At 70.7% G+C, this 24,852-nt stretch carries 18 protein-coding genes; 11 read left to right on the forward strand and 7 right to left on the reverse strand.

Going from position 1 to position 24,852, the window contains the following annotated elements; translation table 11 throughout:
* Positions 1 to 60 precede the first annotated feature (60 nt).
* A complete protein-coding gene (locus ACILSK_RS04915; RefSeq protein WP_395726158.1) occupies positions 61 to 1,698 on the reverse strand; it encodes a biotin carboxylase in 1,638 nt (545 codons plus the stop codon).
* 380 nt (positions 1,699 to 2,078) lie between these two features.
* Between ACILSK_RS04915 and ACILSK_RS04920 the strand changes: the two genes are divergently transcribed.
* Positions 2,079 to 3,164: a C45 family autoproteolytic acyltransferase/hydolase gene (locus tag ACILSK_RS04920; RefSeq protein ID WP_395726011.1), complete on the forward strand. Its 1,086-nt coding sequence runs from the start codon at positions 2,079 to 2,081 to the stop codon at positions 3,162 to 3,164.
* A 225-nt stretch (positions 3,165 to 3,389) separates the two neighbouring features.
* Here the strand turns inward: ACILSK_RS04920 and ACILSK_RS04925 are convergent, their stop codons facing one another.
* Positions 3,390 to 5,147, reverse strand: a complete 1,758-nt coding sequence (locus ACILSK_RS04925; protein ID WP_395726012.1) for an alpha/beta hydrolase — start codon at positions 5,145 to 5,147, stop codon at positions 3,390 to 3,392.
* Between the two features lie 88 nt (positions 5,148 to 5,235).
* Positions 5,236 to 6,900: a PucR family transcriptional regulator gene (locus ACILSK_RS04930; protein WP_395726013.1), complete on the reverse strand. Its 1,665-nt coding sequence runs from the start codon at positions 6,898 to 6,900 to the stop codon at positions 5,236 to 5,238.
* Between the two features lie 171 nt (positions 6,901 to 7,071).
* On the opposite strand from ACILSK_RS04930, the gene gabT reads away from it, so the two are divergent.
* From gabT to ACILSK_RS04945, 3 genes are all read left to right on the forward strand, one after another.
* Positions 7,072 to 8,439, forward strand: coding sequence for a 4-aminobutyrate--2-oxoglutarate transaminase (gene gabT / locus ACILSK_RS04935; protein WP_395726014.1), 1,368 nt, complete (start codon positions 7,072 to 7,074; stop codon positions 8,437 to 8,439).
* Between the two features lie 55 nt (positions 8,440 to 8,494).
* A complete protein-coding gene (locus ACILSK_RS04940; RefSeq protein WP_395726015.1) occupies positions 8,495 to 9,958 on the forward strand; it encodes an NAD-dependent succinate-semialdehyde dehydrogenase in 1,464 nt (487 codons plus the stop codon).
* 213 nt (positions 9,959 to 10,171) lie between these two features.
* Positions 10,172 to 11,566, forward strand: a complete 1,395-nt coding sequence (locus ACILSK_RS04945; protein ID WP_395726016.1) for an NAD(P)/FAD-dependent oxidoreductase — start codon at positions 10,172 to 10,174, stop codon at positions 11,564 to 11,566.
* A gap of 83 nt (positions 11,567 to 11,649) precedes the next feature.
* Here the strand turns inward: ACILSK_RS04945 and ACILSK_RS04950 are convergent, their stop codons facing one another.
* Positions 11,650 to 13,404, reverse strand: a complete 1,755-nt coding sequence (locus ACILSK_RS04950) for a sensor histidine kinase (protein ID WP_395726017.1) — start codon at positions 13,402 to 13,404, stop codon at positions 11,650 to 11,652.
* Positions 13,405 to 13,423: 19 nt separating this feature from the next.
* Complete coding sequence (locus tag ACILSK_RS04955) at positions 13,424 to 14,086, reverse strand: response regulator (RefSeq protein ID WP_395726018.1); 663 nt, start codon at positions 14,084 to 14,086, stop codon at positions 13,424 to 13,426.
* A gap of 198 nt (positions 14,087 to 14,284) precedes the next feature.
* On the opposite strand from ACILSK_RS04955, the gene ACILSK_RS04960 reads away from it, so the two are divergent.
* The gene (locus ACILSK_RS04960; protein ID WP_395726019.1) at positions 14,285 to 16,009 is read left to right on the forward strand and encodes a serine hydrolase; all 1,725 of its coding nucleotides are present in this window, start codon (positions 14,285 to 14,287) and stop codon (positions 16,007 to 16,009) included.
* A gap of 106 nt (positions 16,010 to 16,115) precedes the next feature.
* On the opposite strand, the gene ACILSK_RS04965 is transcribed toward ACILSK_RS04960, so the two are convergent.
* Positions 16,116 to 18,071: a primary-amine oxidase gene (locus tag ACILSK_RS04965; protein WP_395726159.1), complete on the reverse strand. Its 1,956-nt coding sequence runs from the start codon at positions 18,069 to 18,071 to the stop codon at positions 16,116 to 16,118.
* Positions 18,072 to 18,288: 217 nt separating this feature from the next.
* Between ACILSK_RS04965 and ACILSK_RS04970 the strand changes: the two genes are divergently transcribed.
* From ACILSK_RS04970 to ACILSK_RS04990, 5 genes are all read left to right on the forward strand, one after another.
* Entirely contained in the window at positions 18,289 to 18,783 is a 495-nt protein-coding gene (locus ACILSK_RS04970; protein ID WP_395726020.1) for a DUF2505 domain-containing protein, read from the forward strand.
* A 55-nt stretch (positions 18,784 to 18,838) separates the two neighbouring features.
* On the forward strand, positions 18,839 to 19,708 hold the full coding sequence (gene purU, locus ACILSK_RS04975; protein WP_395726021.1) for a formyltetrahydrofolate deformylase: 870 nt from the start codon (positions 18,839 to 18,841) through the stop codon (positions 19,706 to 19,708).
* 442 nt (positions 19,709 to 20,150) lie between these two features.
* Positions 20,151 to 21,065: a PAC2 family protein gene (locus tag ACILSK_RS04980; RefSeq protein ID WP_395726022.1), complete on the forward strand. Its 915-nt coding sequence runs from the start codon at positions 20,151 to 20,153 to the stop codon at positions 21,063 to 21,065.
* An 87-nt stretch (positions 21,066 to 21,152) separates the two neighbouring features.
* Positions 21,153 to 22,325, forward strand: coding sequence for a potassium channel family protein (locus ACILSK_RS04985; protein ID WP_395726023.1), 1,173 nt, complete (start codon positions 21,153 to 21,155; stop codon positions 22,323 to 22,325).
* 54 nt (positions 22,326 to 22,379) lie between these two features.
* Positions 22,380 to 23,108, forward strand: a complete 729-nt coding sequence (locus ACILSK_RS04990; protein ID WP_395726024.1) for an ANTAR domain-containing protein — start codon at positions 22,380 to 22,382, stop codon at positions 23,106 to 23,108.
* Between the two features lie 139 nt (positions 23,109 to 23,247).
* Here ACILSK_RS04990 and ACILSK_RS04995 read toward each other — a convergent pair whose 3' ends face one another.
* The gene (locus ACILSK_RS04995) at positions 23,248 to 24,099 is read right to left on the reverse strand and encodes a sigma-70 family RNA polymerase sigma factor (RefSeq protein WP_395726025.1); all 852 of its coding nucleotides are present in this window, start codon (positions 24,097 to 24,099) and stop codon (positions 23,248 to 23,250) included.
* Positions 24,100 to 24,315: 216 nt separating this feature from the next.
* Here ACILSK_RS04995 and ACILSK_RS05000 point away from each other — a divergent pair, with 216 nt between their 5' ends.
* The gene (locus ACILSK_RS05000; RefSeq protein ID WP_395726026.1) at positions 24,316 to 24,852 is read left to right on the forward strand and encodes a SixA phosphatase family protein; all 537 of its coding nucleotides are present in this window, start codon (positions 24,316 to 24,318) and stop codon (positions 24,850 to 24,852) included.

The following is a 24,852-nucleotide window of genomic DNA, read 5'->3' on the forward strand; positions in this document are numbered from 1 at the left end:
CCGTCCCGGATCGACGATGCCGGGACGACGCGCCGCCCGGCCGCCCCGGCGCCGGGCTCGTCACGAGCTCGACTTCACCCCGACGGACGTCGCCGGAACCACGAACTCAGCGGCCACCGGTACCCCGGCGTACTGGTCGCGGATCGCCTGGATCAACCGGCGGCCGCGGCCGGTCAGCCGCGAATTCCCGGACGACATGTTCTCCGCGGGGGTGTCTTCGGAGCCGGTCGGCGGGACATCCGATTCCGATCCGGAGATCAGGTCGAGCGCCAGCGACTCACCCGGCTGGGGTTCCGGCGCCGGTGCCGGCGCCGCGCCGATCTCGGGATCCTCGGTCTGCAGCCGGCCCTTCGTCACCAGGACACCGAGATCGGCACCCTTCCAACGGTAGTCGCCCGCACCGAAGATGCGCAGGAAGAAGCACTCGCTCTCCCGCTGCAGCTGGTGCCAGTCCAGGGCGGCGCGCCGGAAATGTAATTCGTCGGCGTCGTCGAAATACCACTGGCCGGTCTGCGCCGCCTTCGTGATCAATTCGACGTCGGGCGTGACCTCCTTGATCACCATCTGCGACCACACGTCCACCGAGGCGAGATCCTCCCACCGACGGTTGATCTCATCGACATCCAACTCGTAGTCCACGCCCATGAATTCCAGCAGATGGAACAGGAACAACGGCATGTCGGAATATGCACCCGCAGTGACATTCGTGATGGACGAGGCCCCGGAGATCCGCGGGTTCAACTCGCCCAGGTAGACCTCTTCGGAATCCAGGTCGACCAGCACGTCGACCTCGAAAAAGCCCTTGTACCCCTCGCCGGCCAACCGGTCGCCGAGCCGGCGCACCAGCTGGTTGGCCTTTTCCCGGCGCAGCCCGGTCAGCACCTCCGGATACATTTCGTTGCCGCACCAGCCGCCCTTGTACGGGGTCAACTCGGGGTGCCCGACCAGCTCGGACATGTACGGCCCGACCACCGTGCCGTGCCGGGTCAGCACGGCCTCGACGGCGATGCCGCGGTTGTTGATCCGCTTCATGATCTTCTGCTGCTGGCCGACGATGTCCTCGGCGTTCTTGTCCCAGTCGGCCTGGCTGGTCAGAAAGAACGTGGTCTTGCCGGAGTCGCCGTACGGCGTCTGCAGCACCACGTCGGTGCCCAGCCCGGCAGCGGTGCATTCCTGCACGAGCTGGTCCCAGGAGTCCACCGACGTCAGGATGTTCGGCACGCTCGCCGCACCGGCCTCGTTGCCGAGCCGGGTGGTGACGATCTTGGAATCCAGATGCTCGCGCAGCGCGGCCGACGGCAGGATCAGGTCGTAGCCCAGTTCGGTGCAGATCTTTTCGGTCTCCTCGTCGAAGAAGACCATCGCGACCTTGGGCCGCCCCCCGTTGCGTTGCATGAACGCCTTCACCTCGGGGTGCAGCAGCAGGTAGTTGTTGATCTCCTCACCGGACTCGAACTCGATGTACGGCTTGTCCTTCGGGGTGAACACCCGGGGGTGCCCCCCGTCCCAGGCGTCGTAGTAGGTGACGTACTCGAAGTTGCGCACCCACCGGTCCAGACCGAGCAGGTTGAACGGGGTGGCACCGATGAAAAAGACCGGCGTGGTGTTGGTCCGGAAGAAGTGCCGGATCTCCGCGATCCCCTTCAGGGGCCGCTGACCGAAGGGCGCCGACACCGCTGAAGTGCTCTGCTCGCTCATGACGTTGATCGTTGCCGAACCCTCCGGGCTGGGCAACAGGGGGGCCGCCGGAATCTGCGCCGGGGCCCGGAGCGGTTCGGCGGGCGACGCCGCCCGCCCGCGTTCACCCCGGGGCCTGCGGCGCACCAATGCGACGGCGGCGGAACCGAGACCGGTCAGCCAGGACCGGACCGTGGCCCGCGGGCCCGTCAGGATCGATGCGCGCTCATCCACCCGGTGATTCTCACGCGACCGGCGAGGTGCCGGGTCGGGCCACGCCGCATGATGATTCGCCGCCCGGGCGGCCCGGGCACGGAGCGCGCCGCCGGGGGATGATGGCACGCGGGCCGGCCCGCTGACCGGCCGGCGGCGGCACGGCAGAGAGGGCGGACGGGTCGACCATGGTGCTCGGTGGGGGGCGGCGCAAGGGACTCAATCCCTTCCCGCGCGCGCTGCCGCCGGCCAAACCGCCGGACGCCGGCGCCCCGATCCCGCTGACCGTCTTCGGCATCCGGGAACCCGTCCCCGGCCCCCGCTGGCAGGCGTTGTTCACCGCGACCTGGCCGGGATACCGCCGGTGGTACCTGCAGCGGGACGTCCGCCCGCGGCCCGCTCTGACCACGGCCCGCGATCGGCTCGCCGAGCACATGCCCGAACTGGTGCCGACCTACCGGCGGTTGGTCGACCTCGCCGGCGAAGCCGTCGCGGCCATCGGTCTGCCGCCGGACGACGTCGCCGCCCGGATGCTCACCCTGTGGGACCCGCCCCGGTTCCTGCCGGGTTGCTCGCAGGCGGTCGTCACCCACCCGGAGATCGCGCTGTGCCGCAACTACGACTACTCCCCCGCCCTGTGGGAGCGAGTGGTCTTCTCCAGCGCATTCGCCGGCCGGCGGGTCATCGGCAACGGCGACTGCCTGTGGGGGTTGACCGACGGGATGAACGATGACGGGCTGGTCGTCTCCCTCAGTTTCGGCGGGCGGCGAGGATCGGGGCCGGGTTTCGCGGTCTCGCTCGTGGTCCGCTACCTGCTGGAGGTCGCCGCGACGACGGAGCAGGCCCGGGAGATCCTGTCCCGGATGCCGGTGGCGATGGCCTACAACCTGACCGTGGTGGATGCCGGCAAGAACGTGTTGACCGCGTTCGTCGCACCGGACCGGGCGCCCGAATTCACCGAGTCCCCCATCGCCACGAACCACCGCGGGGAAGTGCCGGACAGCGTCGAGCACGCCCAGCAATTCGCCAGCGTGCCGCGGCGGGAACGGCTCGCCGAACTGGTCGCGACCGATCCCAGCCCGACCGACCTGGTGTCCGCGTTCCTCAAGCCCCCGCTGTACTCGACGCATTACTGGCGCGCGTTCGGCACCGTCTACACCGCCCTGTACCGCCCGGAATCCGAGGCCATGCACCTGTTCTGGCCCGGGTTGAGCTGGCGACGGTCGTTCGACGACCCGGACGGCACCTGCGCCGTCGTGCTGCACCCGGACTGACCCCGACCCGACCCGACCCGACCCGACTCGGACTCGGACTCGGACTCGGACTCGGACTCGGACTCGGACTCGGACTCGGACTCGGACTCGGACTCGGACTCGGACTCGGACCCGGACCCGGACCCGGACCCGGACTCGGACTCGGACCCGAGTGTGCAGAAGGTGCCCCCGAGAACCCGGAATAGGGGCCCTTTCTGCACACTCGCGGGAGCCCCTGGGGCCGGCTCAGCCCAGGTCCGGCTCGGCCAGGATGATCGCGCGCAGTTGCTCGGCCTTCTCGGGGGTCCAGCCGGCGGGCTGCACCACCTGTGCCCAACCGTCGAGGTAGTTGGCCTGGTAGTCGTGCCCGTGCCCGCTGGGCACGTCGACGAGTTCCATCATGTCGACGGTGACCTGCCAGAACGTCACGAACGGGATCCAGAACATCTCCTCGAGCTGGTCGTTGCCGGCCGGTTCGTCCAGCCAGTCCGGCCGGTTCAGCAACAGGGACGGGCTCCACCAGGCCACCGGATCCGAGCCGTGCATCAGGTACAGCACCCGGGTGCCGTCCCACGGGGCATCGGCGGGCCCGGCCGGTTGGGTCGGGTCCGGGGAGAACCGGACGATCCGCCCGTCCCGGAAGACCGGTGCGGCAGCCGTGCTGCCGGCGTCCCGACCTGTCTCGAACTCCCGGCGCAGCGGGTTGAAATTCGGCGGGCCGGCGAACAGCACGCCATCGGTGCGATTGGCCAGGTCGGCCTCGCCGCTGAACGCGGCCTCGCCGGAGAACGACCCCAGACTGACCCCGAAGAACAGCAGCTTGGGGCGCTTGTCGATGGGCAGCTCCGACCACCGCTGATACACGGCGTCGAACAGCGCCCGACCGGCCTCGCGCGCCCGGGCCTGATCCACCAGGAACGAGAGCCAGGACGGCAGGTAGCTGTACTGGATGGCGACGCTGGCGATGTCGCCGCGCACCTCGTACTCCAGGGCGTCGATCGAGGCGGGATCGACCCAGCCGGTCCCGGTGGTGCCGGCGACCAGCAGATACTCACGATCGAAGCCCCCGGCCCGGTCCAGATCGTCGACGGCCAGCCGGGCCCGGCCTTCCGCGTCCGACGCGCTCTTGATGCCGGCGTAGGCGCGGATCGGCGCGTCGGCGGTCGGCTGGTCCCAGAATGCGGCAATCTCCGGCGCGGTCGGGCCGGCACCGGTGAAGTTGCGGCCTTGGAAGCCGAGGGTGTCCCACGGAACCAGCGAGTCGGCGCCGCCGGAGCGCAGCGTCGACGTCGGCTGCGTGACAAGCTCCGAGGTGCCCCCGTCGACCACGGAGAACGCCGAATCCATGCCCTTGAGCAACACGTCCTGCAGCAACCCGGACAGCAGCAGCAAGCTCAGGCCGACCACGACGACCCAGCCGATCGCCCGCGCCGCCCGTCGCCCGATCCATTTCGACAGCAGACCCCACAGCCAGCGGTAGGCGCCCCGGAGCCCGCGGCCGATCCCGATGAGCAGCACGAACACCCCGGCGGCGGCCAGCGGCAACAGCAGCTTGGACCAGAACGACTCCGGCGGCGCCGACATCATCTCCCGCAGCTGGCCCTGCCACCGCTGGCCGAGCAGCCAGCTGACGACCAGCAGCGCGCCGCCCAGCCCGAAGAAGACCGGCCAGGACCGCTTGCCTGCGGGCCGCGGGGGACGGTCCGGGAAGGTCCGCCAGACGTACGCACCGATGACGCCCAGGCCGTACCCGATGGCGGCGGTGATGCCGCAGACCACGCCCTGCAGCAGGCCCGGTCGTGGCACGAGCGACGGGCTGAACGACAGGCAGGCGAAGATCAGCGCGGTCCAGGCGCCGGGCAACGTGTACCGGAACCAGGCGCCGCGCCGGGGTGGGTCGCGCTCGGCCGGCGCGGACGGCCCGCCGGGGTCGCCGGGCTCGGCGACGGCGACGGTCTGCTCGGTAGGCACGGGCGTGGTCCTCTCGACAGTCCGGATCGGCATTCCGGACGGGCATTCCGGACGAATCTGCCCGCCCATTGTGGGTGCCTCAGGTTGCGATTCCGTCTCGGCGCCCGACTCCCGATGATGGTCACGGTGCCGTGATCGTCACAGGTGGGCCCATCGCTTCCAGCGCCAGCCACAGCTCGCTGCGCACGGTCGGCGAGTCCAGGTCGCGGCCGAGCAGCTCGGCCGCGAGCGTCATCCGTCGCCGCAGGGTGTGCCGGTGCACCCCGAGCGCCGCCGCGGTCGGGTCCCACTGACCGTGATGGGCCAGCCAGGCGCGCAGTGAGGTGACCAGTTCGCCGCGGCGGGTCCGGTCGTGGTCGACCAGCGGCGCCAGCAGCGATTCCGCGAACGCCGCCGCCCGTAACGGATCCCAGACCCCGGCGATGCCGGTCGAACCGACGGCGTCGAAGCCGAGCGCGGGCAATCCCCGGCCCACCGCGGCCTCGGCCGCGCGCCGGGCCTGCTGCCGGGCGGCGGGCAGACCGGTGGCGGGCGTCGGAGCCGACCAGCCGACGGTCCGGCCGGTGGTGGCGAGGTCGGCAGCCAGCCGTTCGGCAACCTCGGCGGGCGCGACCGCGATCAGCTCACCGTCGAGTTCGGCCGACCACACCGGGACGTCGATGTCCGGACCGGCGTCCGGCCCTCCCCCGGTCTCCCGATCGCGGCCGTCCCGGGCGACCCAGCCGCGCGGCGCAAGTCGTTGACTCCCGTCCCACCCGTCCCATCCGAGGCTGGTTGATCCGCGCGGGCCTTGTTGATCCGCGCGGGGTGGGGGGGCGGCGGTGGGGAGCGCGTGGGGTGGGGTCGCGGCAGATGGGGATGGGAGGGCGAGCAGGACCACGAGCGGGGCGTCCGGCCATTGCCGACCGACCCGGGCGGCGATCGTCGCGGCGAGGTCGGGATGGCCCTCCAGCGCGAGCTCCAGGACGGCCGCCGCAACCGCGCCGGAGGTGTCCGGTACCGAGCGCTGCTCCAGGCCCAGGGTCAGCAGCATCACCGCCGCATTGACCAGGTGTCGATCCGCGGGCGACAGCGGCCCCGGGCGGCCCACCGCCAGGAACGCCCGGCGGCGGACTCCGGCGCCCACCGGTTGCAGGCTCACGGCCTCGCCGTCCACGTCGAACCCCGCACCGACCGACCCCCGGTGCTCCCGCAACCGGGCCGCCTCGACCGCGACGGCCGGCACCATCGCGGCGGCGCGGCCTCCGCCCAGCGCCAGCGTCCCGCCCCGGGCGTCGAGCAGGACGGCCCACCCGTCGACCTTGCGGGCCAGCAGCCGGATGAGCCGCGCCGGGGAATCCGGGGCCAGCGCCGCCCGGGTGAGCTCCTGCTGCGCGAGGAAGGTCCGGGACACCGCCGCGTACTCGTCCGCCGCCAGCGCTCGGGATACCGCCCTGGACAGCGCGATGAACGGCGTCCGGCGCGGCACCTCCAGCAGCGGCAGGCCGATCCGCTCGGCGGCCGTCACCAGGTCGGCGGGTACCTCGGCACAGCTCAGCCCGACCCCGAACCCGAGGCCGAGCACCCCGGCGGCGCGAAGCCGTCCGACATAGGCCGGGAAGTCGGTCGCCGGCCGGACGAACAACCCGGTGGTCAGCAGCAATTCACCGCCCGAGAGGAACGGGGTCGGGTCGTCCAGCTCGCTCCCGTGGACCCAGGTGATGGGCTGCTCGGGCGCGCCCGCCCCGGCGAGCATCCGCACGCCCAGATCCCGCTGCGCGACGAGGGCAGGCACCGTCAACGCCATCGGGTGTGCTCCATTCTGTCCACATCGACCAGGGTAATGCGCCACTTGTGACCATTACCTGGACAGTCCGCGTCGGGAAGGCTGGGCTCAACGACGCGAGCCCTCGCCGACCACCCGACGCCGCCAAGACCCACCCGGGCGAGCCGAGCACCGCCTGAGACAGGAGCATTCATGACCGCCACCCTCCCGACCCCCACGTCCGCCGCCGTCCCGGCCGACCTGCCGCAGGAACGCCGGATCGTCACCGAGCTGCCCGGCCCCCGCTCCCGCGAGTTGTTCGCCCGCCGCAACTCGGTCGTCTCGGCCGGCGTGAGCACCGCCTTCCCGGTGTTCATCGAGCGGGCCGGCGGCGGCGTCCTGGTCGACGTCGACGGCAACTCACTGATCGACTTCGGCTCGGGGATCGCCGTGACCAGCGTCGGCAACGCCGCCCCCGCGGTCGTCGACGCAGTATCCACGCAGGTCGCCGCGTTCACCCACACCTGTTTCATGGTCACCCCGTACGAGGGGTACGTGCAGGTCTGCGAGCAGCTGGCCGACCTCACCCCCGGTGACCACGCCAAGAAGTCGGCGCTGTTCAACTCCGGCTCCGAGGCGGTGGAGAACGCCGTCAAGATCGCCCGGCAGGCCACGGGCCGGACCGCGGTCGTCGCGTTCGACCACGCCTACCACGGCCGCACCAACCTGACGATGGCGCTGACCGCGAAGAACATGCCGTACAAGCACAAGTTCGGCCCGTTCGCCTCCGACGTCTACCGGGTGCCGACGTCCTACCCGTTCCGCGATTCCGGGGTGGACGGCGCCGCCGCCGCGGCCCGGGCGATCAGCCAGATCGCCGTCCAGATCGGCACCGACAACGTCGCCGCCGTGATCATCGAGCCGATCCAGGGCGAGGGCGGCTTCGTCGTGCCCGCCGATGGCTTCCTGCCCGCGCTGGCCACCTGGTGCTCCGAGAACGGCATCGTGTTCATCGCCGACGAGATCCAGACCGGCTTCTGCCGCACCGGCGACTGGTTCGCCTGCGACCGGGAGGGTGTCGTGCCCGACCTGATCACCACGGCCAAGGGCATCGCCGGCGGGCTGCCGCTGGCCGCCGTCACCGGCCGGGCCGAGCTGATGGACGCGGTGCACGCCGGCGGCCTGGGCGGCACCTACGGCGGCAACCCGGTGGCCTGCGCCGCCGCGCTCGGCACCATCGCCACCATGCGCGAGCTGGACCTGCCCGCCGCCGCCCGGGCGATCGAGGACACCATGCTGACCCGGCTGCGGGCCATCGCGTCCCGGCACGGCGCCATCGGCGACATCCGCGGGCGGGGCGCGATGATCGCCGTCGAGCTGGTCAAGCCGGGCACCACCGAGCCCGACGCCGCGTTGACCGGCGCGATCGCCAAGGCCTGCCACGCGCAGGGCGTGGTCGTGCTCACCGCCGGCAGCTACGGCAACGTGCTGCGCTTCCTGCCGCCGCTGGTGATCGGCCAGGACCTGCTGAACGAGGGTCTGGACGTCATCGAGGCCGCGATCGACCAGCTCGCCGCCTGAACCACGCACCGACAACGACCACGTATCACCGATGCACCGACCTCGAAGGACGATCATGGCTGTCACCGACGAAACCGTCTCCCGCGTCCTGAACGCGGTCCCCCAGGGCCTGCTGATCGGCGGGAAGTGGATCGGCACCGAACACACCATCGATGTGGAGAACCCGGCGACCGGTCAGACCATCGCCCAGGTCGCGGACGCCACTCCGGAGCAGGGCATCGAGGCGCTGGACGCCGCGGTGGCCGCCGCCGACGACTGGGCCGCCACCGACCCGCGGGCCCGCGGCGAGGTCCTGCGCAAGGCGTTCGAGCTGCTCACCGAACGGGCCGAGGACATCGCGCTGCTGATGACCCTGGAGATGGGCAAGCCCCTGGCCGAGGCCCGCGGGGAGGTCACCTACGGCGCCGAGTTCTTCCGCTGGTTCTCCGAGGAGGCCGTCCGGATCGCCGGCCGCTACTCCGTCGCCCCGTCCGGCGGCACCCGGCTGCTGACCATGAAGCAGCCGGTCGGCCCGGTCTACGCGATCACCCCGTGGAACTTCCCGCTGGCCATGGGCACCCGCAAACTCGGCCCCGCCATCGCCGCCGGGTGCACGGCGATCATCAAACCGGCCGCGCAGACCCCGTTGACCACCCTGGCGCTGGCCGCGGTGCTGATCGAGGCCGGCCTGCCCGACGGAGTGGTCAACGTCATCACCACGTCCCACTCGGGCGCGGTCAGCGAGCCGATCATCCGTGACCCGCGGCTGCGCAAGCTGACCTTCACCGGCTCCACCCCGGTCGGTCGCCGGTTGATCGAGCAGTCCGCGCAGAACGTGCTGAAGACGTCCATGGAGCTCGGCGGGAACGCCCCGTTCCTGGTGTTCGCCGACGCCGACCTGGATAAGGCCGTCGAAGGCGCGATGCTGGCCAAGATGCGCAACATCGGTGAGGCGTGCACCGCGGCCAATCGGCTGCTGGTGCACTCGAGCGTCGCGCAGGAGTTCGCCGGAAAGCTGGCCGAGCGGATGGGCGCGATGACGATCGGCCCCGGCATCGAGGACGGCGTGCAGGTCGGCCCGCTGGTCGACGCCGCGGCCGTGGACAAGGTGACCGAGCTGGTCACCGACGCCGTCGACCGGGGCGCCACCGTGCTCACCGGCGGGACCGCCATCGATGGGCCGGGCCACTTCTACCCGCCGACCGTGCTGACCGGCGTGGGCACCGACGCCCGCGTGTTCACCGAAGAGATCTTCGGACCGGTCGCCCCGATCATCACCTTCGACACGGACGACGAGGGGATCGCCAAGGCCAACGACACCGAGTACGGCCTGGTCGCCTACGCCTTCACGGAGAACCTGACCCGAGCGTTGACGGTGGCCGAACGGCTGCAGACCGGCATGGTCGGCATCAACCAGGGCATCGTCTCCAACCCGGCCGCCCCGTTCGGCGGGGTCAAGTCCTCCGGCCTGGGCCGTGAGGGCGGCGCCGAGGGCATCGAGGAGTACCTCGAGACCAAGTACGTGGGCATCAAGCTGTAACCACGCTCACAGTCGGGCGCGACGATCGCGCGACCGTTCTCGACCGTCCCGGTAACGTCACCGCCATCTTGTGTGCGTATGACACAGGGCGGTCGAGTTTTCTGCGGCCCGGTCCCGATCGGGGCCCTACCGCTGGGCAGCAAACGCGGTCCGCGGCGGTTCCGATCGGGGCCGACCGTGGAAGATGATCTGCACTGACACCATGGAGGAAGCATGTCGAACGGGCGACACCGGGTTGTCGTGGTCGGCGGCGGGTTCGGCGGGCTGAACGCGACCCGCAATCTCAAGGACGCGCCCGTCGACGTCACGATCATCGATCGAACGAACCATCACCTGTTTCAGCCGCTGCTGTACCAGGTCGCGGCCGGCCTCATCTCCCCCGGACTGATCGCCCCGGCGATTCGAGCCACCATCAAGAAGCAGCGCAACGCGCGGGCACTGCTGGGTGAGGTCAAGGACCTCGACCTGGACAACAAGGTGGTTCGGGCCCTCGGGCCCGACGGCCGCACCCTCGACCTGGAGTACGACTCGCTGGTGGTCGCCGCCGGTGCCTCCCACTCGTACTTCGGCAAGGACGAGTTCGCCGAGTACGCCCCCGGCATGAAGACCATCGAGGACGCCCGCTACCTGCGCGACGGCATCCTGAGCAAATTCGAGATGGCCGAGATGGCCACCGACCCGATCGAGCGGGCCGAGTGGCTGACCTTCGTCGTCATCGGTGCCGGGCCGACCGGGGTCGAACTGGCCGGCCAGCTGGCCGAACTGGCGCACCTCGTGCTGCCCCAGGAGTACCGCACGGTCGACACCACCGAGGCGCGCATCATCCTGCTCGAGGGTGCCCCGGCGGTGCTGCCGCCGTTCGACGAGAAGCTGCAGAAGTACACCAAGGGCCACCTGGAAAAGATGGGGGTGGAGATCCGGACCGGCACCCTGGCGACCGACATGGATCACGAGTCCATCACCGTCAAGGGCCCCAACGGGGTCGAGACCATCCGGGCGCGCACCCGCATCTGGGCCGCCGGTGTGCAGGCGTCCCCGTTGGCCAAGATGCTCGCGGAGAAGACCGGTGCCGACACCGACCGGGCCGGCCGGGTGTCGGTCAACCCCGACTGCTCGCTGCCCGGGCATCCCGATGTCTTCGCGATCGGCGACATGGTCTCGCTCAACGGCCTGCCCGGGGTGGCCCAACCGGCCATGCAGGAGGGCAAGTACGTCGCCAAGCTGATCACGTCCCGCACCACCGGCACGCCGACGCCGCCCCCGTTCAAGTACTTCGACAAGGGCAGCATGGCGACCATCGGGCACAAGGCGGCGGTGGCCGACGCCTTCGGGGTCAAGACCACCGGCTTCATCGCCTACCTGATGTGGGGCTTCATCCACGTCGCGTATCTGGTCGGCTGGGGCAACCGGCTCGGCACGCTCTACAACTGGGCCCGCTCGCTGTGGTTCAGCAAGAGCCGGGGTCACCGGATCATCACCTTCGAACGGACCATGGTCGAGCTCGACGAGAACCGCAAGAAGGGGCGCGCCCCGGTCGTCCTGCCCGGGTCCCGGCCGTCGCTGGCCGACCAGGTCGACGCCGAGGAGGGCGCGCCCAAGGCGGGCTGACCGCACGTTCTCGAATTCCGGTGGCGCGGGACGGGGTCAGGATGACCCTGTCCTGCGGCATTCGTGTCTTCGGGTCCGGGTGGTCAGGACGACATCGGCAGCCGTACCCGCAGGGTCGTGCCGGCGCCCGGCGGGCTGGACAACTCGAACCTGCCCCCCAGCACGTCGACCCGGTCGACCAGCCCGCGGATGCCGGTGCCCTGCTCCGCCGACGCCCCACCCCGCCCGTCATCGGTCACCTCGATGTCGAGCATCCCGCCCGTGCCGGTCAGCCGGACGACCACCTTGCCGGCCCCGGCGTGCTTCACCACGTTCGCGACCGCCTCGGCGACGACGAAGTACGCCGTGCTCTGCACCGGGTCGGGCAGCGAGCCGAGGCCGGCGATCTGCAGGCTGGTCCGCAGCGGTACCCGGTCGAGAAGATCCTCGGTCGCCGAGGCCAGCCCCCGTTCCACCAGCGAGGCCGGCATGACGGCGTGCACCAGGGCGCGCAATTCGGCCGCCGCCGTGTCGATGCCGCGGCGCAGGTCCACGGCCTGGCCCCGGACCGGATCGGTCGGGTCGAGGCCGATGGCGAGTTGCTGGGCCCGCATCGCGAGCAGGACGAGTTGCACCTGGATGCCGTCGTGCAGGTCCTGAGCGATGCGTTTGCGCTCCCGATCGGCCGTCTCCACCAGCCGCTCTCGGGACCGTCGGAGCGACTGTTCGGACGTGCGCAGCGCCGCGGTCAGCCGCTCCCGGTCGACCCCGAGCGCGACCACCCGACCGGCGGCCGCGACCAGTTCCGGGTCGGCGATGAGTTCGGCGTCGTAGACGATCGCGCCGATCGGCTGGCCGGACAGCTCGATCGGCACCGACGATCGCGGCTCGCCCGGCCCGGGCAGCTCGGCCGGTCCGCCGGCCGCGTCGACGTAGCGGCTTTCCTCGGGCACCCAGAAGACCAGCTCCAGCGAGCCGTCGCCGAGCACCGACGCCAGGGCGATCGACAGGTCGGACCGGTCCCCGGGCGCGCCCAGCCACGTCGCCAACTCCTCCAGTTCGCCGGTCCGGGCGAACCCACCGCGCAGGACGGCCAGCGCGAATGCGACCGGAATCGCCGCCACCACGACGATCTGGCTGGTTGCCAGGAATACCGGGTCGAGATCGAGCCACGGCCGCAGCACCGCGGACGACAGCGGGATGTACAGGACGGCGAGAATGCCGTAACCGAACAGCGGGATCAGCACCCGCCGCTGGTACGGCAGCGCCCGGCGCAGCCGGCCGATCAGGATCACGGCCGTCGCGATCATCACGGTCGCCCCGGCGACTTGCTGAACGGCCCGGCCGGTGGCCAGCAGATCGGGCCGGTCCGCGACGAACACCGGTAGGGCGACATCCACCGCGTTGAACGCGTAGAGCGGGACCTGCAGCACGAACACCACGAGATAGCCCGCGACGACGGTGATCCGGGACGCCCGGCCGCGGATCCGGCCGGCAGGGAACGCGTGCAACAGGTGCACGGTCACCGCCAGCGGCGCGGTGGCGAACACCGCACCGACCGCCGCGACCGCGGGAATGACGCTGCTGGACGCCTCACCCAGCACCAGCGTCAGGCACCCGAGTACCAGCAGGGCGCCGATCCCGTTGGACGGCCGGCGCCACCAGGCGAGCACGCCGGCCAGCAGCCAGATCCAGCTCGCGGCGCTGAAGAGCAGGTACGCCCAGGGCGGGTTGGACCGTTCGGTGATCAGCGCGACCAGCAGCAGGGCACTACCGCCCAGCACGGCGGCGGCCAGGATCAGCAACGACCGGCGCAGCGAGCGGGCCAGCGCGGACCGGATCGTCACCGGCTCGGGCATTGTCGGCTCCCCCGGCCCGTCAGGCCGGCGAGGAGGTGCCGGCGAGGTACTTCAGCACCGCTTGCACCCGGCGGTGGCCGTCGTCGTGGGCGGGCAGCCCGAGGGCGTCGTAGATGCGCGAGGTGTGCTGCACCACGGCCTTGTCGGTGATCACCAGCTCGGCGGCGATGTACCCGTTGCTGCGGCCCTCGGCAACCAGCTTGAGCACCTCGTGCTGGCGCGGGGTCAGCCGGCCGATGATGCCGTCGTCCAGCCGGGCCCGGTCGACCATGATGGCCACGACCTCGGGATCGATCACCGCTCCCCCGGCGGCGATCCGGCGCAGATCATCACAGAACGTCTCCACATCCGCGATCCGCTGCTTGAGCAGATAGCCGATTCCCTGGCGCTTCTCGGCCAGCAGCTCGATCGCGTAGCGACGCTGCACGTGCTGGGACAGGACCACGACGGCAATGCCCGGATGGTCGTGGACGATTCTCAACGCGGCCACCATGCCCTCGTCGGTGTGCGTCGGCGGCATCCGCACATCGGTGATCACCAGGTCCGGTTCGTGCTGCCGGGTCAGCTCCAGCAGGCCGGTGGCATCGGCGGCGGCACCGGCGACCTCGATGCCGGCACTGTCGAGCACGAGCACGAGACCCCGGCGCAGCAGCGCCTCGTCCTCGCCGATCACCACCCGCATGCCTGCCACCCTTCCGCTTCCCGGCCGGTCCCGCCCGGTTGGGTGCGCGGGTCGGATGTCATCGCATTGTCGCCCCCGGGCCGACCGGCGGGTATGGGCCCAGGTCGCCAGCCCGGATTGGCGACCTGGGCCTATACCCCCGGGGCTGTGCCGGGCGGCAGCATTCAGGGGCCGCACGACCGATCGCGAGGAAGACCGATGATCCGACGACTGCGCCCGCTGGCCGCCGTGCTCGGCGCCGCCCTGCTGCTGTCCGCCTGCACGGGCGGGTCCCCGGCCGCCTCCACGGGCAGCTCGTCCGGGGCGCCGTCCGGGGCCGCGGCGACCGGTTCGGAGTCCGGCTCGGGTGCCGGTTCGGTCGCCGCGTCCGGCACCGCGGACCCGCTGCCGGCGCCGCCCGGCAACCCGGCCGGTCTGCCGGGGGTGCCGACCGACGACGCGCACATCGCCCGCGCCATCGATCAGGTCGACGCCATCGCCCAGGACGCGATGGACCGCAGCGGCCTCCCGGGCATGGCGGTGGCCGTGGTGCACGGCGGGAAGATCGTGTTCGCCAAGGGCTACGGCGTCCGCGAGGTCGGCCGGCCGGGTGCGGTCGACGCCGACACATCGTTCCAGCTCGCGTCGGTGTCCAAGCCGATCGGCGCCACGGTGGTGGCGGCCGAGGTCGGCAAGGGCACGGTCGACTGGACCACCCCGGTCGTCGACCACCTGTCCGGCTTCACCCTGGCCGACCCCGGCGTGACGCAGAACGTCACCATCGCCGACCTGTACGCGCACCGCTCCGGCCTGCCCAACCACGCCGGGGACGACCTGGAGGACCTGGGTTACGACCAGCAGCAGATCTTCGACCGGCTCAAGTACCTGCCGCTCAACCCGCTGCGCGCGGTCTACAACTACACCAACTTCGGCATGACGGCCGGGGCCGAATCGGTCGCCGCGGCGGCCGGCACCGCCTGGTCGACGCTGTCGAGCCGCGACCTGTACGCGCCTCTGGGGATGAGCACCACCAGCTCCGATTTTGCCGCCTTCCAGGCCAACCCGAACCACGCCGTCCTGCACGCGCCGATCGACGGCGGTGGCTATGCGGCCACCTACGTCCGGGACCCGGACAACCAGTCGCCGGCCGGCGGCGTGAGCGGCTCGGCCACCGACGTCGCCAAGTGGATGGCGCTGGTCCTGGCCGGCGGGAAGGCTCCCGACGGTACCCAGCTGGTGGACGACGCGGCCCTGCGCACGGCCCTCACCCCGGTCATCCGCAGCGCGGACGGCAGCCCGACGCCGGAGCAGATCGACGCGCGGGCGGGCTTCTACGGCGAGGGCATCGGCGTCAGCAACGACGCGACGGGCCGGGTCCGGTTGACCCACTCGGGCGCGTTCTCCTCGGGGGCCGGCACGACCGTCATGATGATTCCCGCGCTCGACCTCGGCATCGTGGTGCTGACCAACGGGACCGCCAACGGCACCGCCGAGAGCGTCACCGCCTCGTTCGCCGACGTCGCCGAATACGGAGCCGTGCAGTACGACTGGCTGACCGCTTTCCAGAACGCGTTCGTCGCGATCAACGCGCCGCAGGGCGAACTGGTCGGCCAGACGCCGCCGGCCGCCGCGGCGCCGGCCGCCGCGACCTCGGCCTATGTCGGCACCTACCAGAACGACTATTTCGGGCCCATCACCATCGGCGAGTCCGGCGGCGGCCTGGTCCTGACCGCCGGCCCCAAGCAGGTGCAGTATCAGCTGACCCATTGGGACGGGCCGACGTTCACGTTCGACCCGGTCGGCAACCGGGGCACCGAACCGGGCGGTGAGAATGTCGCCGACGGCAGCATCTCCGAGGTCACCTTCACGATGACCGGTGACTCCGCCTCGTCGGTCACGGTCGAGCAGTGGAACAAGAACGGGCTCGGCACGTTCACCCGCTGAGCCACCCGCGCCGATCCGGGCCGCGCCGATCCAGGTCCGCTCGACCCCGTCCGGCGGCCGGACGCGGGAGACTCGGATCGGCGTCCGCGTCCGGGCCGAACCCCGATCAGGTGTGGCAGTGGTCGCCGGATCCCGGTTGCGGCGGCACGTCCAGCGAGGGATTCCGGTCGAAGAAGCCGAACGGCTTGAGCCAGAACGAGATCGTGTCCACCGGCATGATCGGCCAGTCCTCGACCCGGGTGATGTGGTGAATCCCGAACACATACCAGAGCACGACGTCGGTGTTCACCAACGGCTCGTCGTCGGCGATCCATTTCGTCAGGCCGTCGTCGGTCTCGCTCTGCGTCGGATACGTTCCGGCCGGCCACTTCTCCTCGTCGTGATTGGCCGTCACCCACAGCGTGTGGCCCATCACGGGCGCCCGCAGGTACTGCGCCGTCGACGGATCCATCATCACCGGGAACGCCGCGCCGGGAACCAGTTTGTAGGCCACCGGGGTACCGAAGGCGTTGGTCTTGTTGGGATTGACCACCTTCCAGCCGCGCTGCCGCTCGTAGTTGAAGTCGCGGGCGGACTGCGACTCCGACTCGATGACGGTCGCCTCGGTCACCAACGACAACCCGTACGGGTTGTCCGGTCCGACCGGCAACGCGTACGAGTCGCTCTCCACCACGCTGTTCTGCTGCCCGTCGACGTCCAGGTCGAGCCGGGCGACCAGGAAGTGCTGGTGGAACGGGGCGTAGGTGCGGTGATCGACCAGGGTGCCGGTCCGCGGCGTGGGGTCACCCTCCGGAATCGGCGTGGTGACCATGATCCCGGTGGCCCGGACCTCGCACTCGATGTTGCCGTCCTGGTAGAACCGCCAGTAGACCAGGTACTCGTAGTTGGCCACCGTCGCGTGGATGGATACGACCATCCGCCGGGCCCGACGCACCTCGGCCCGGCCGTTGATCGAGTCGACGTGCTTCCACAGGACCGCGTTGTCCTCCTCATGCAGGCAGATCGCGTTCTTGATCGTCGATGGCTCGCCCAGACTGTCGGTGAGAACGGCGTCCACGTAGCGGATCTCACCCAGACAGTCGCAGCCGAGCTCCAGCGACTGGGTCATGTAGCCGATGCCCCACTCGCCGATGTCGTAGGCGGTGCGGCGGTAGTGGTCGAAACTGGCATCCCGGTACGGCACGATCATCTCGGCGAACGACATCCGGTAGGCGATGTCCCGCACCGTCCCGTGGTCGTCGTAGGTGACCTGATGGATGACCGGGCCCTCCCGGTAGTTGAAGGCCAGCCGGAACGACCAGTTCTGCCACGTGATGACGTTTCCGTCGACCTCGAACGACGGGCCGTCCGGCTGGACGATGTCCAGCGGCTTGATGTCCTCCCGCAGCGTCTGGCCCGGCACCAGGGCCGGCTCGTACTCACCCATCACCGGGGCCGGCGCGGCGACGACGTCGGCCCGGTCGATCTCCAGCAGCTCCATCGTGTTCATGTCCACGATCAGCTTCATCCCGGACACCGGGTTCGCGTAGGGGTTGCCGGTCGGCGTCGACCGCACCCAGATGTCGGCCCAGCCGAGGCGCTTGTCCCGGTACTTCTCCGGCATCAGCGCCTTGCCGTAGGTCCAGACGTCGATCAGCACCAGATCCAGATCGGTCAACCCACGCTCGGCCAGAGCCGCGACGACCTCCGGGTTCGCCTTCATCGCGACCTCGCAGTCGTGCCACTCATCCGGGGTGAAGTTCGGGGTCACCCCCGGGATATGCGTGCAGGAGACGACCCGATCGTCGGCCGAACCGGACTCGGCGAGCTCGACGATCGCCTCGTACGTCTTGTTGTCCGATCGATCCCACATCACCGACAACGACCGGCGCACGATCGGGTCGCCCTCGCGCCACGCCAGCACGTCGGCCTTGGCCGGTTCGTCCAGGGTGATGGAGGCAAACCGTCGCGTCGGGGTCAGGTCGCCGGCTGCGCGCAGCGCCTCGGTCGTGCGACGGAACTCCTCGGCGCTGAGCGAGTCCAGGGGATGACGGGACACTGACCACTCCTCCGTACGTCGGATCGATAATCGCCGAACGGCGCGGCCACAGATCTGACGCCGACCGGACGCGTTGACCGTAGCCTTTGCCGTTCGATCCGGCAGCCGGACCTCTCCGCTATCGGATCGGCCGGCACACGGCGGGGCCTCTTGCACCACTCCGACCCGCCGGAGAGGATGCTGAGATAATCCGGTGCCGATCCGCGGGCGACCATGCCCGGTTCTCGACGGGAGTCTCGCGTTGCCCACTCCGCTGAAGGTGACCCAACAGTTCGACGCTCCGGCGGCGGACGTTTTCGCCCTGTTCAACGACCCCGATTTCATCAAGGGTCGGCTGGACGACTCCGGCGCGCTGGACCCCGAGGTCGTTCAGGTGGTCAGCACCGACACCGGCGTCACGATCGTGACCCGGCAGGCGATCCCGGCCTCCGCGCTGCCGTCGATGGTCGCGTCGATGATCCAGGGCGACCCGTCCACCGAGCGCACCGAGAACTGGCGGCCCGACGGCGACGGCTACACCGCAGACTTCTCGGTCACCGTTCAGGGCGCTCCGGCGTCCTTGAAGGGCACGATGTCCCTGACCAACGCGGGCTCCGGCTCCACGCTCAGCGTGGTCGGCTCGGCCGCCGTACCCATTCCGATCTTCGGCGCCAAGATCGAGGGCGTCATCGCTTCACAGATCTCCGAGCTACTGGCCAGCGAGGAGGCCTACATCAAGTCCCGGTTGGCGGGCTGACCCGACGCCCGGCCACTGGTGTCCGAGCGCGACCGGCCTGGCAGCATGGACCGACGTGTCCGATGACCGTCGTTTCGTCCTGACCCTGAGCTGCCCCGACCGCACCGGCATCGTCGCCCGGATCACCACCTTCCTGGCCGACATCGGCGGCTGGATCACCGAGGCGGCCTACCACTCGGACGAGGAGTCCGGCCGGTTCTTCACCCGGCAGGAGATCCGGGCCGCCTCGGTGGCGTTCCCGGTCGGCGAATTGCGCCGGCGATTCGGTGCAGTGGCCGGTGAGCTGGCCGCGGACAGCTGGCAGGTGGTGGACAGCGCCGACCGCAAGCGCATCGTGCTGATGGTCTCGCGGGAGGGGCACTGCCTCTACGAGTTGCTGTCCCGGTGGCATTCCGGCGAACTACCCGTCGACATCGGCGTGGTCATCGGCAACCGGACCGATCTGGAGCCGGTGGCCCGGCTCTTCGGTCTGCCCTTCCGGCACATCCCGGTGCCCACCGACGAAGCCGGGAAGGCCGCGGCGTTCGAGCAGGTCCGGGCGGAGGTGGAGCGGCACGATCCCGACGCGATCGTGCTGGCCCGCTACATGCAGGTGATCCCGCCGTGGCTGTGCCAGGCCTGGGACGGCCGGCTGATCAACATCCACCACGGGTTCCTGCCCTCGTTCCGCGGCGCCCGGCCCTACCACCAGGCCTACGTGCGCGGCGTGAAGATGATCGGCGCCACCTGCCACTACGTGACGCCGGAGCTGGACGCGGGGCCCATCATCGACCAGGACGTGATCCGGGTGGACCACGCCGACTCGCCGGCCCACCTGGTGCGGCTCGGCCGGGACATCGAGAAGTCCGTCCTCGCCCGCGGGCTCACCTATCACCTCGAGGACCGCGTTCTCCGGGATGGGATGCGCACCGTCGTCTTCACCTGACCGCGCGGATCAACAAGGCCGGCGCGGATCAACTCACCGGCTTTGTGACGGGCGAGGCGCGAGTCGACGATGTCGGCCGCGCCGCGATGTGGACAGCTCGGGCTGCATGGTGGGGACACCCGCGCGGATCAACTGACGCGGAATGTGACGGATGGGACGGAAGTCGACTAGTTCAGCCGCGCCTGCGAAGTTGATCCGCGCGGCGGGGGTGGTCGGGGGTACCGGCAGGTAAATCCGCGCGGCCGGGGGGGGTGGTCGGGGGTACCGGGTAGGCAAGTCCGCGCGGCACGAGGGGCGGTCGACGGGGCTGGGAATGCCGGCCGAGCCGATCACGTTGCCCCGCATGGACGAGCGGGCGACGATGGACCGGCAGACTGCCGGGGACGGGCGAGCGGCCCGGCCGGCATCGCGACGAACCGACGAGACGACACGGAGCAACGCAATGGGCAGCGAACCAGGCGAGCTGTACGAGCTGCACCTGGAGCGGGACGAAATCGAGGCGCTGCACAACCCGGTGCTGATCGTCGCGCTGGACGGTTACATCGACGCCGGGTCCGGAGTGCGGCTCGCGGTGGAGCATCTGATGTCCACCCTGCCGAACACGGTGATCGGCACGTTCGACGTGGACCAGCTGATCGACTACCGGGCGCGCCGGCCGATCCTGACCTACCAGCAGAATGCGTTCACCGACTACCAGCAGCCGGAGCTTCAGATGCGGGCGCTGACCGACGCCGATGGCACCGCCTTCCTGCTGCTGTCCGGCCCGGAGCCCGACGGCCAGTGGGAGCGGTTCATCGCCGCGGTGGGGCAGATCGCCGATCGGTTCGCGGTCCGCCTGACCGTCGGCCTGATGGCGATTCCGATGGGCGTGCCGCACACCCGACCCACCGGGATGTCTTCGCATGCCACTCGCAAGGGACTGCTGCCCGAACAGGAGGACTGGATGGGCGTCATCCAGGTCCCCGGTCACGCGGTCGGTCTGCTCGAGTACCGGTTCGGTCGGGCCGGCCGGGATGCGATCGGATTCGCCGCCCACGTGCCGCACTACATCGCCCGCTCCGACTACCCGGAGACCGCCCGGACGCTGGTCCAGGCCACCGCCGACGCCACCGGCCTGCTGCTGCCGACCACCGGGCTGGACGAGGCCGCTGCCAAGGTGCGCACCGAACTGGCCAAGCAGATCGAGGAGAGCGCCGAAGTCGCCGAGGTCGTCAAGGCGCTGGAGCAGCAGTACGACGCTTACGCCGCGGCCACCGGGCAGAGCCTGTTGGCCCACTCGGCGCCGCTCCCCACCGCGGACGAACTGGGCGCCCAGTTCGAGGCATTCCTGGCCGACCGGGAGCCGCCCGCTCCCTGAGACCCCGCCACCAGCCGCACCCGGGCGGGTCGCCGGCGCCGCCCCACGGCCCCGACCACCTGCGGCTTCGGCGTACTGTGCGGCCTTGTGGTGCACGAGAATCCCACCTTGTCGTTGCCGGTCAAGGAACACGGCCCGGTCCGGGCGATCGGCCTGCGCATCTTCGTCGCGGTGATGTGTGTGGTGATCACCACGGTCGTGGTCTACGTCGAACGGGCGGACTACCGCGATCTCGAGGGCCAGATCGACACCTGGCTGGACGCGCTCTACTACGCGACCGTGACCCTGTCCACGACCGGCTACGGCGACATCACCCCGGTCACCGAAACGGCCCGGCTCACCAACATCGTCGTCATCACCCCCTTGCGGTTCATCTTCCTGATCGTCCTGGTCGGTACCACCATCGAGGTGCTCACCGAACGGAGCCGGCAGCAGTTCCGCACGAGTCGCTGGAGAAAGCGCGTGAAGAAGCACACGGTCGTCATCGGCTACGGCATGAAGGGCCGGTCGGCGGTCGGAGCGCTGATCGACCAGGGGTACCCGGCCGACCACATAGTGGTGGTGGACAGCGACGGCGCCAACATCAAGGCCGCCACCGGCGACGGATGCGTCGGCGTGCTCGGCGACGCCCGCCGTGAGGAGGTGCTGCGGCAGGCCGCGGTCCCCAGCGCCACCCAGGTGATCGTCGCCGCCGACCGGGACGACACCAGCGTGCTGGTCACCCTGACCTGCCGACGGCTGGCCCCGAACGCGACGATCGCCGCCGCCGCCCGCGAGGAGCAGAACATCGAGGTGCTCCGGCAGGGCGGGGCCGACGTGGTGATTCCCACCGCGGAATCGGCGGGCCGGATGCTGGGCCTGTCGATCTTCGCACCGAACGCCGGCGAGGTCATCGAAGATCTGCTGGAACCCGTGGCCGGCCTGCAGATCACCGAGCGGGAGGTGCGCCCCGAGGATGTCGGCCTGGCGCCCGCCCGGTTGCAGGCCCGCGGCGAGATCGTGCTGACGGTGATCCGCAACGGGGTCTCGCATCGTTTCGACTCGGGCGGCGTCAAGGTGTTCCAGCCGGGCGACCGGATCGTGGTGATCAAGGCGAACGCCGAGCACCCGGACTCGTCGTCGACCCGGTCGCCGCGAACCCGGCGCGCGTCCGAACCGGACATGACGGGCATCGGCGATCGTTCCCGGCTGCCACCCGGTTCCGAACCACGGGACGCTGCACCGCCGCCCATCCGCCCCGCCGTGCGGGACCTGCGCTGAGCGCGCCCGACCCAGACCGCGACCCGACCGCAATCGGACAGGAACGATGTGACGATGCCCGCTGACGACACCCCGATCGATTCCGACGTCGAATCGACGTCGGAATCGTCGATGGCCGAGGCCGCCCGCGAGGTCGCCGCGAACCCGGGCGTGCAGGACGCGCTGCAGTCGGTCGTCGACCTGGCGATGGCGTCCTGCGAATGCTTCGGGGCCAGCGTCACCCTGGTCCGGACCACCGGCGGCGCGGAGACCACGGCGACGTCGGGCGAGCTCATCGAGCAGGCCGACAACCTGCAGTACGAGTTCGACGAGGGTCCCTGCCTGCGGGCGGCCGAGCAGGGCGGCGCCTACCTCATCGTGGACACCGAGACCGACCCGCGCTGGCCGACCTGGGGTCCGGCGGTGGCGGCGATGGGGCTGCACAGCGTGCTGAGCATCCACCTGTTCACCGATGCCCGGGTGCTCGGTGCGCTGAATCTGTACTACAAGGGCATCGAGGAGTTCGCCGACGACGAGGTGGAGACCGCGAAGGTGGTCGCCGCGCATGCCTCGGTCGCGCTCGCCCGGCTTCGCTCGGAACGGGACCTGTGGCGGGCCATCGACTCACGACACCTGATCGGCCAGGCCCAGGGCATCCTCATGGAGCGATACCGTCTCACCCCCGAGAAGGCATTCGCCGTGCTTCGCCGGCACTCGCAGGAGCACAACATCAAGCTCCACGAGGTCGCCGCGACCCTGGTCCGCACCGGTCAGCTGCCCGACCGACCGGTCACCGCGAACTGATCCGGATCACCGGACCAGGCCGCCATCGGGTCGCCGATCCGGCCGCCACCCGGCCGGCCGGAGGCGCCGCCGCGGGCGCGGCGGCGGCCCCGGGGCAGCGTGCGCGGACGAACGGCGCGCCGCACAGGCGGCCCGTCGCCTACCGCTCCAGGCAGGACCGCAGCTTGTCGGTGATGACCCGCAGCCAGCGGGACACCTGCATCTGGCTGACGCCGATCTCCCGGCCGATCCTCGATTGGGACCACCCGTTGTCGAACCGCATGTGCACGACGTCCCGTTCCCGGTCGGTCAGCGCGTCGAGCAGCCGCTCCACCGTCGCGCGGTCCTCGACCCGCCCGATCTCGCGATCTTCCTCACCCCAGGACAGGGCCAGCGCGAGGCCGGGACCCTGTTCCTCGTCCAACGACCGCGGACGGCAGCAGGCCGACGCGGCGCGGGCCTCACCGATGTCCTCCGCCTTGGCGCCGGTGGCCGCGGCCAGCTCGGCATCGCTGGGCGCGCTGCCGTCCCGGTGCCGGTACAACTGCTCGGCCTCCGAGATGGCCGCCCGCAACTCCTGGATCCGCCGCGGCGGACGGACCAGCCACGAGTGATCGCGGAAGTAACGCTTGATCTCACCGACGATCGTCGGGACGGCGAACTGCAGGAAGTCCTCGCTGCGACCGGGCTGCCACCGCTGCACGGCCTTGACCAGGCCGAGGCAGGCGAGTTGCTCCAGATCGCCGCGTTCGACGCCACGGCCGGCGTACCGGCCGGCCAGCGACCGGGCGACCGGCAGGTATTCGGTCACCACCTGCTCCCGGCACCGCTGCAACTCGACCGGGTCCGTGCAGGTGGACGTGTACTCCAGAAGGGCACGGACGCGTTGGGCCCGCTCGCCGGTAGGCGCCGACGCGATGGTGTGCCCGGAGGACGGTCGGCTCGGCGCCGCAGGGGCAGACGAGGTGAGCGGTGCCGTGGGCAGGGTGAGAGGTTCGAAGACAGCGGTCACAAGGAACTCCTGAGAATTGCAGGACATTCCTGGCGCCTCTGCTGGACCAGTAACCCCATGACATCACAGCTCGCCGATGGTTTCAACGCGGGAACGGGTTAACGGGCGGAAACTCTTCGTGATCGGCCGGCCGGACGTCGGCCGGGTGACGCGCTACCGTGTGGCCGCCCGGTCGGGGAGGATCCACCGGGCTCGGCGCCGGCGACAGGAGGACGGATGGCCCAGCACGACCAACCGATCGGGGGATCGGCCCGCACCATCGTGCTGATGCGGCATGCCGCGGCGGGCGGGGCCGCTCGGGATCACGACCGGCCGCTCACCCCCGACGGCGTGCGCGCCGCGACCGAAGCCGGGCGCTGGCTGCGGTCCAACCTGCCCCCGATCGACCTGACGATCTGCTCCACCGCCACCCGTACCCGGCAGACCCGGTCCGCGGCCGGCGTCGCCGGCGACGTCCGGTACTCCGAGGAGCTTTACGGCGGTGGGGTCGACGACATCCTCGCCGAGGTCGCCGCGATTCCGGAGTCGGTGACGACGCTGTTGGTCGTGGGTCACGCGCCCACCATTCCGTCGACCGCGTGGGAGCTGGTCACCCAGTCCCGGCTCAGCACCGGCGAGGCGCCCGAGGCGGACGGCGACGACCTGCGCCACTTCGCCGCCGGCACCTTCGCGGTGCTCACCAGTGCGGCGCAGTGGGCCGACCTGGCCCAGGTCGGGGCGTCGCTCCGCACCGTCCGCCACCCGTCGCGCTGA

Source organism: Nakamurella sp., from assembly GCF_044224575.1.
Classification (GTDB): Bacteria; Actinomycetota; Actinomycetes; order Mycobacteriales; family Nakamurellaceae; genus Nakamurella.

Bases quoted from the DNA above. Each gene is read 5' to 3' on its own strand.
- ACILSK_RS04915 (WP_395726158.1), bottom strand. From the start codon at position 1,698: ATGAGCGAGCAGAGCACTTCAGCGGTGTCGGCGCCCTTCGGTCAGCGG.
- ACILSK_RS04920 (WP_395726011.1), top strand. From the start codon at position 2,079: ATGGTGCTCGGTGGGGGGCGGCGCAAGGGACTCAATCCCTTCCCGCGC.
- ACILSK_RS04925 (WP_395726012.1), bottom strand. From the start codon at position 5,147: ATGCCGATCCGGACTGTCGAGAGGACCACGCCCGTGCCTACCGAGCAG.
- ACILSK_RS04930 (WP_395726013.1), bottom strand. From the start codon at position 6,900: ATGGCGTTGACGGTGCCTGCCCTCGTCGCGCAGCGGGATCTGGGCGTG.
- gabT (WP_395726014.1), top strand. From the start codon at position 7,072: ATGACCGCCACCCTCCCGACCCCCACGTCCGCCGCCGTCCCGGCCGAC.
- ACILSK_RS04940 (WP_395726015.1), top strand. From the start codon at position 8,495: ATGGCTGTCACCGACGAAACCGTCTCCCGCGTCCTGAACGCGGTCCCC.
- ACILSK_RS04945 (WP_395726016.1), top strand. From the start codon at position 10,172: ATGTCGAACGGGCGACACCGGGTTGTCGTGGTCGGCGGCGGGTTCGGC.
- ACILSK_RS04950 (WP_395726017.1), bottom strand. From the start codon at position 13,404: ATGCCCGAGCCGGTGACGATCCGGTCCGCGCTGGCCCGCTCGCTGCGC.
- ACILSK_RS04955 (WP_395726018.1), bottom strand. From the start codon at position 14,086: ATGCGGGTGGTGATCGGCGAGGACGAGGCGCTGCTGCGCCGGGGTCTC.
- ACILSK_RS04960 (WP_395726019.1), top strand. From the start codon at position 14,285: ATGATCCGACGACTGCGCCCGCTGGCCGCCGTGCTCGGCGCCGCCCTG.
- ACILSK_RS04980 (WP_395726022.1), top strand. From the start codon at position 20,151: ATGGGCAGCGAACCAGGCGAGCTGTACGAGCTGCACCTGGAGCGGGAC.
- ACILSK_RS04990 (WP_395726024.1), top strand. From the start codon at position 22,380: ATGCCCGCTGACGACACCCCGATCGATTCCGACGTCGAATCGACGTCG.
- ACILSK_RS05000 (WP_395726026.1), top strand. From the start codon at position 24,316: ATGGCCCAGCACGACCAACCGATCGGGGGATCGGCCCGCACCATCGTG.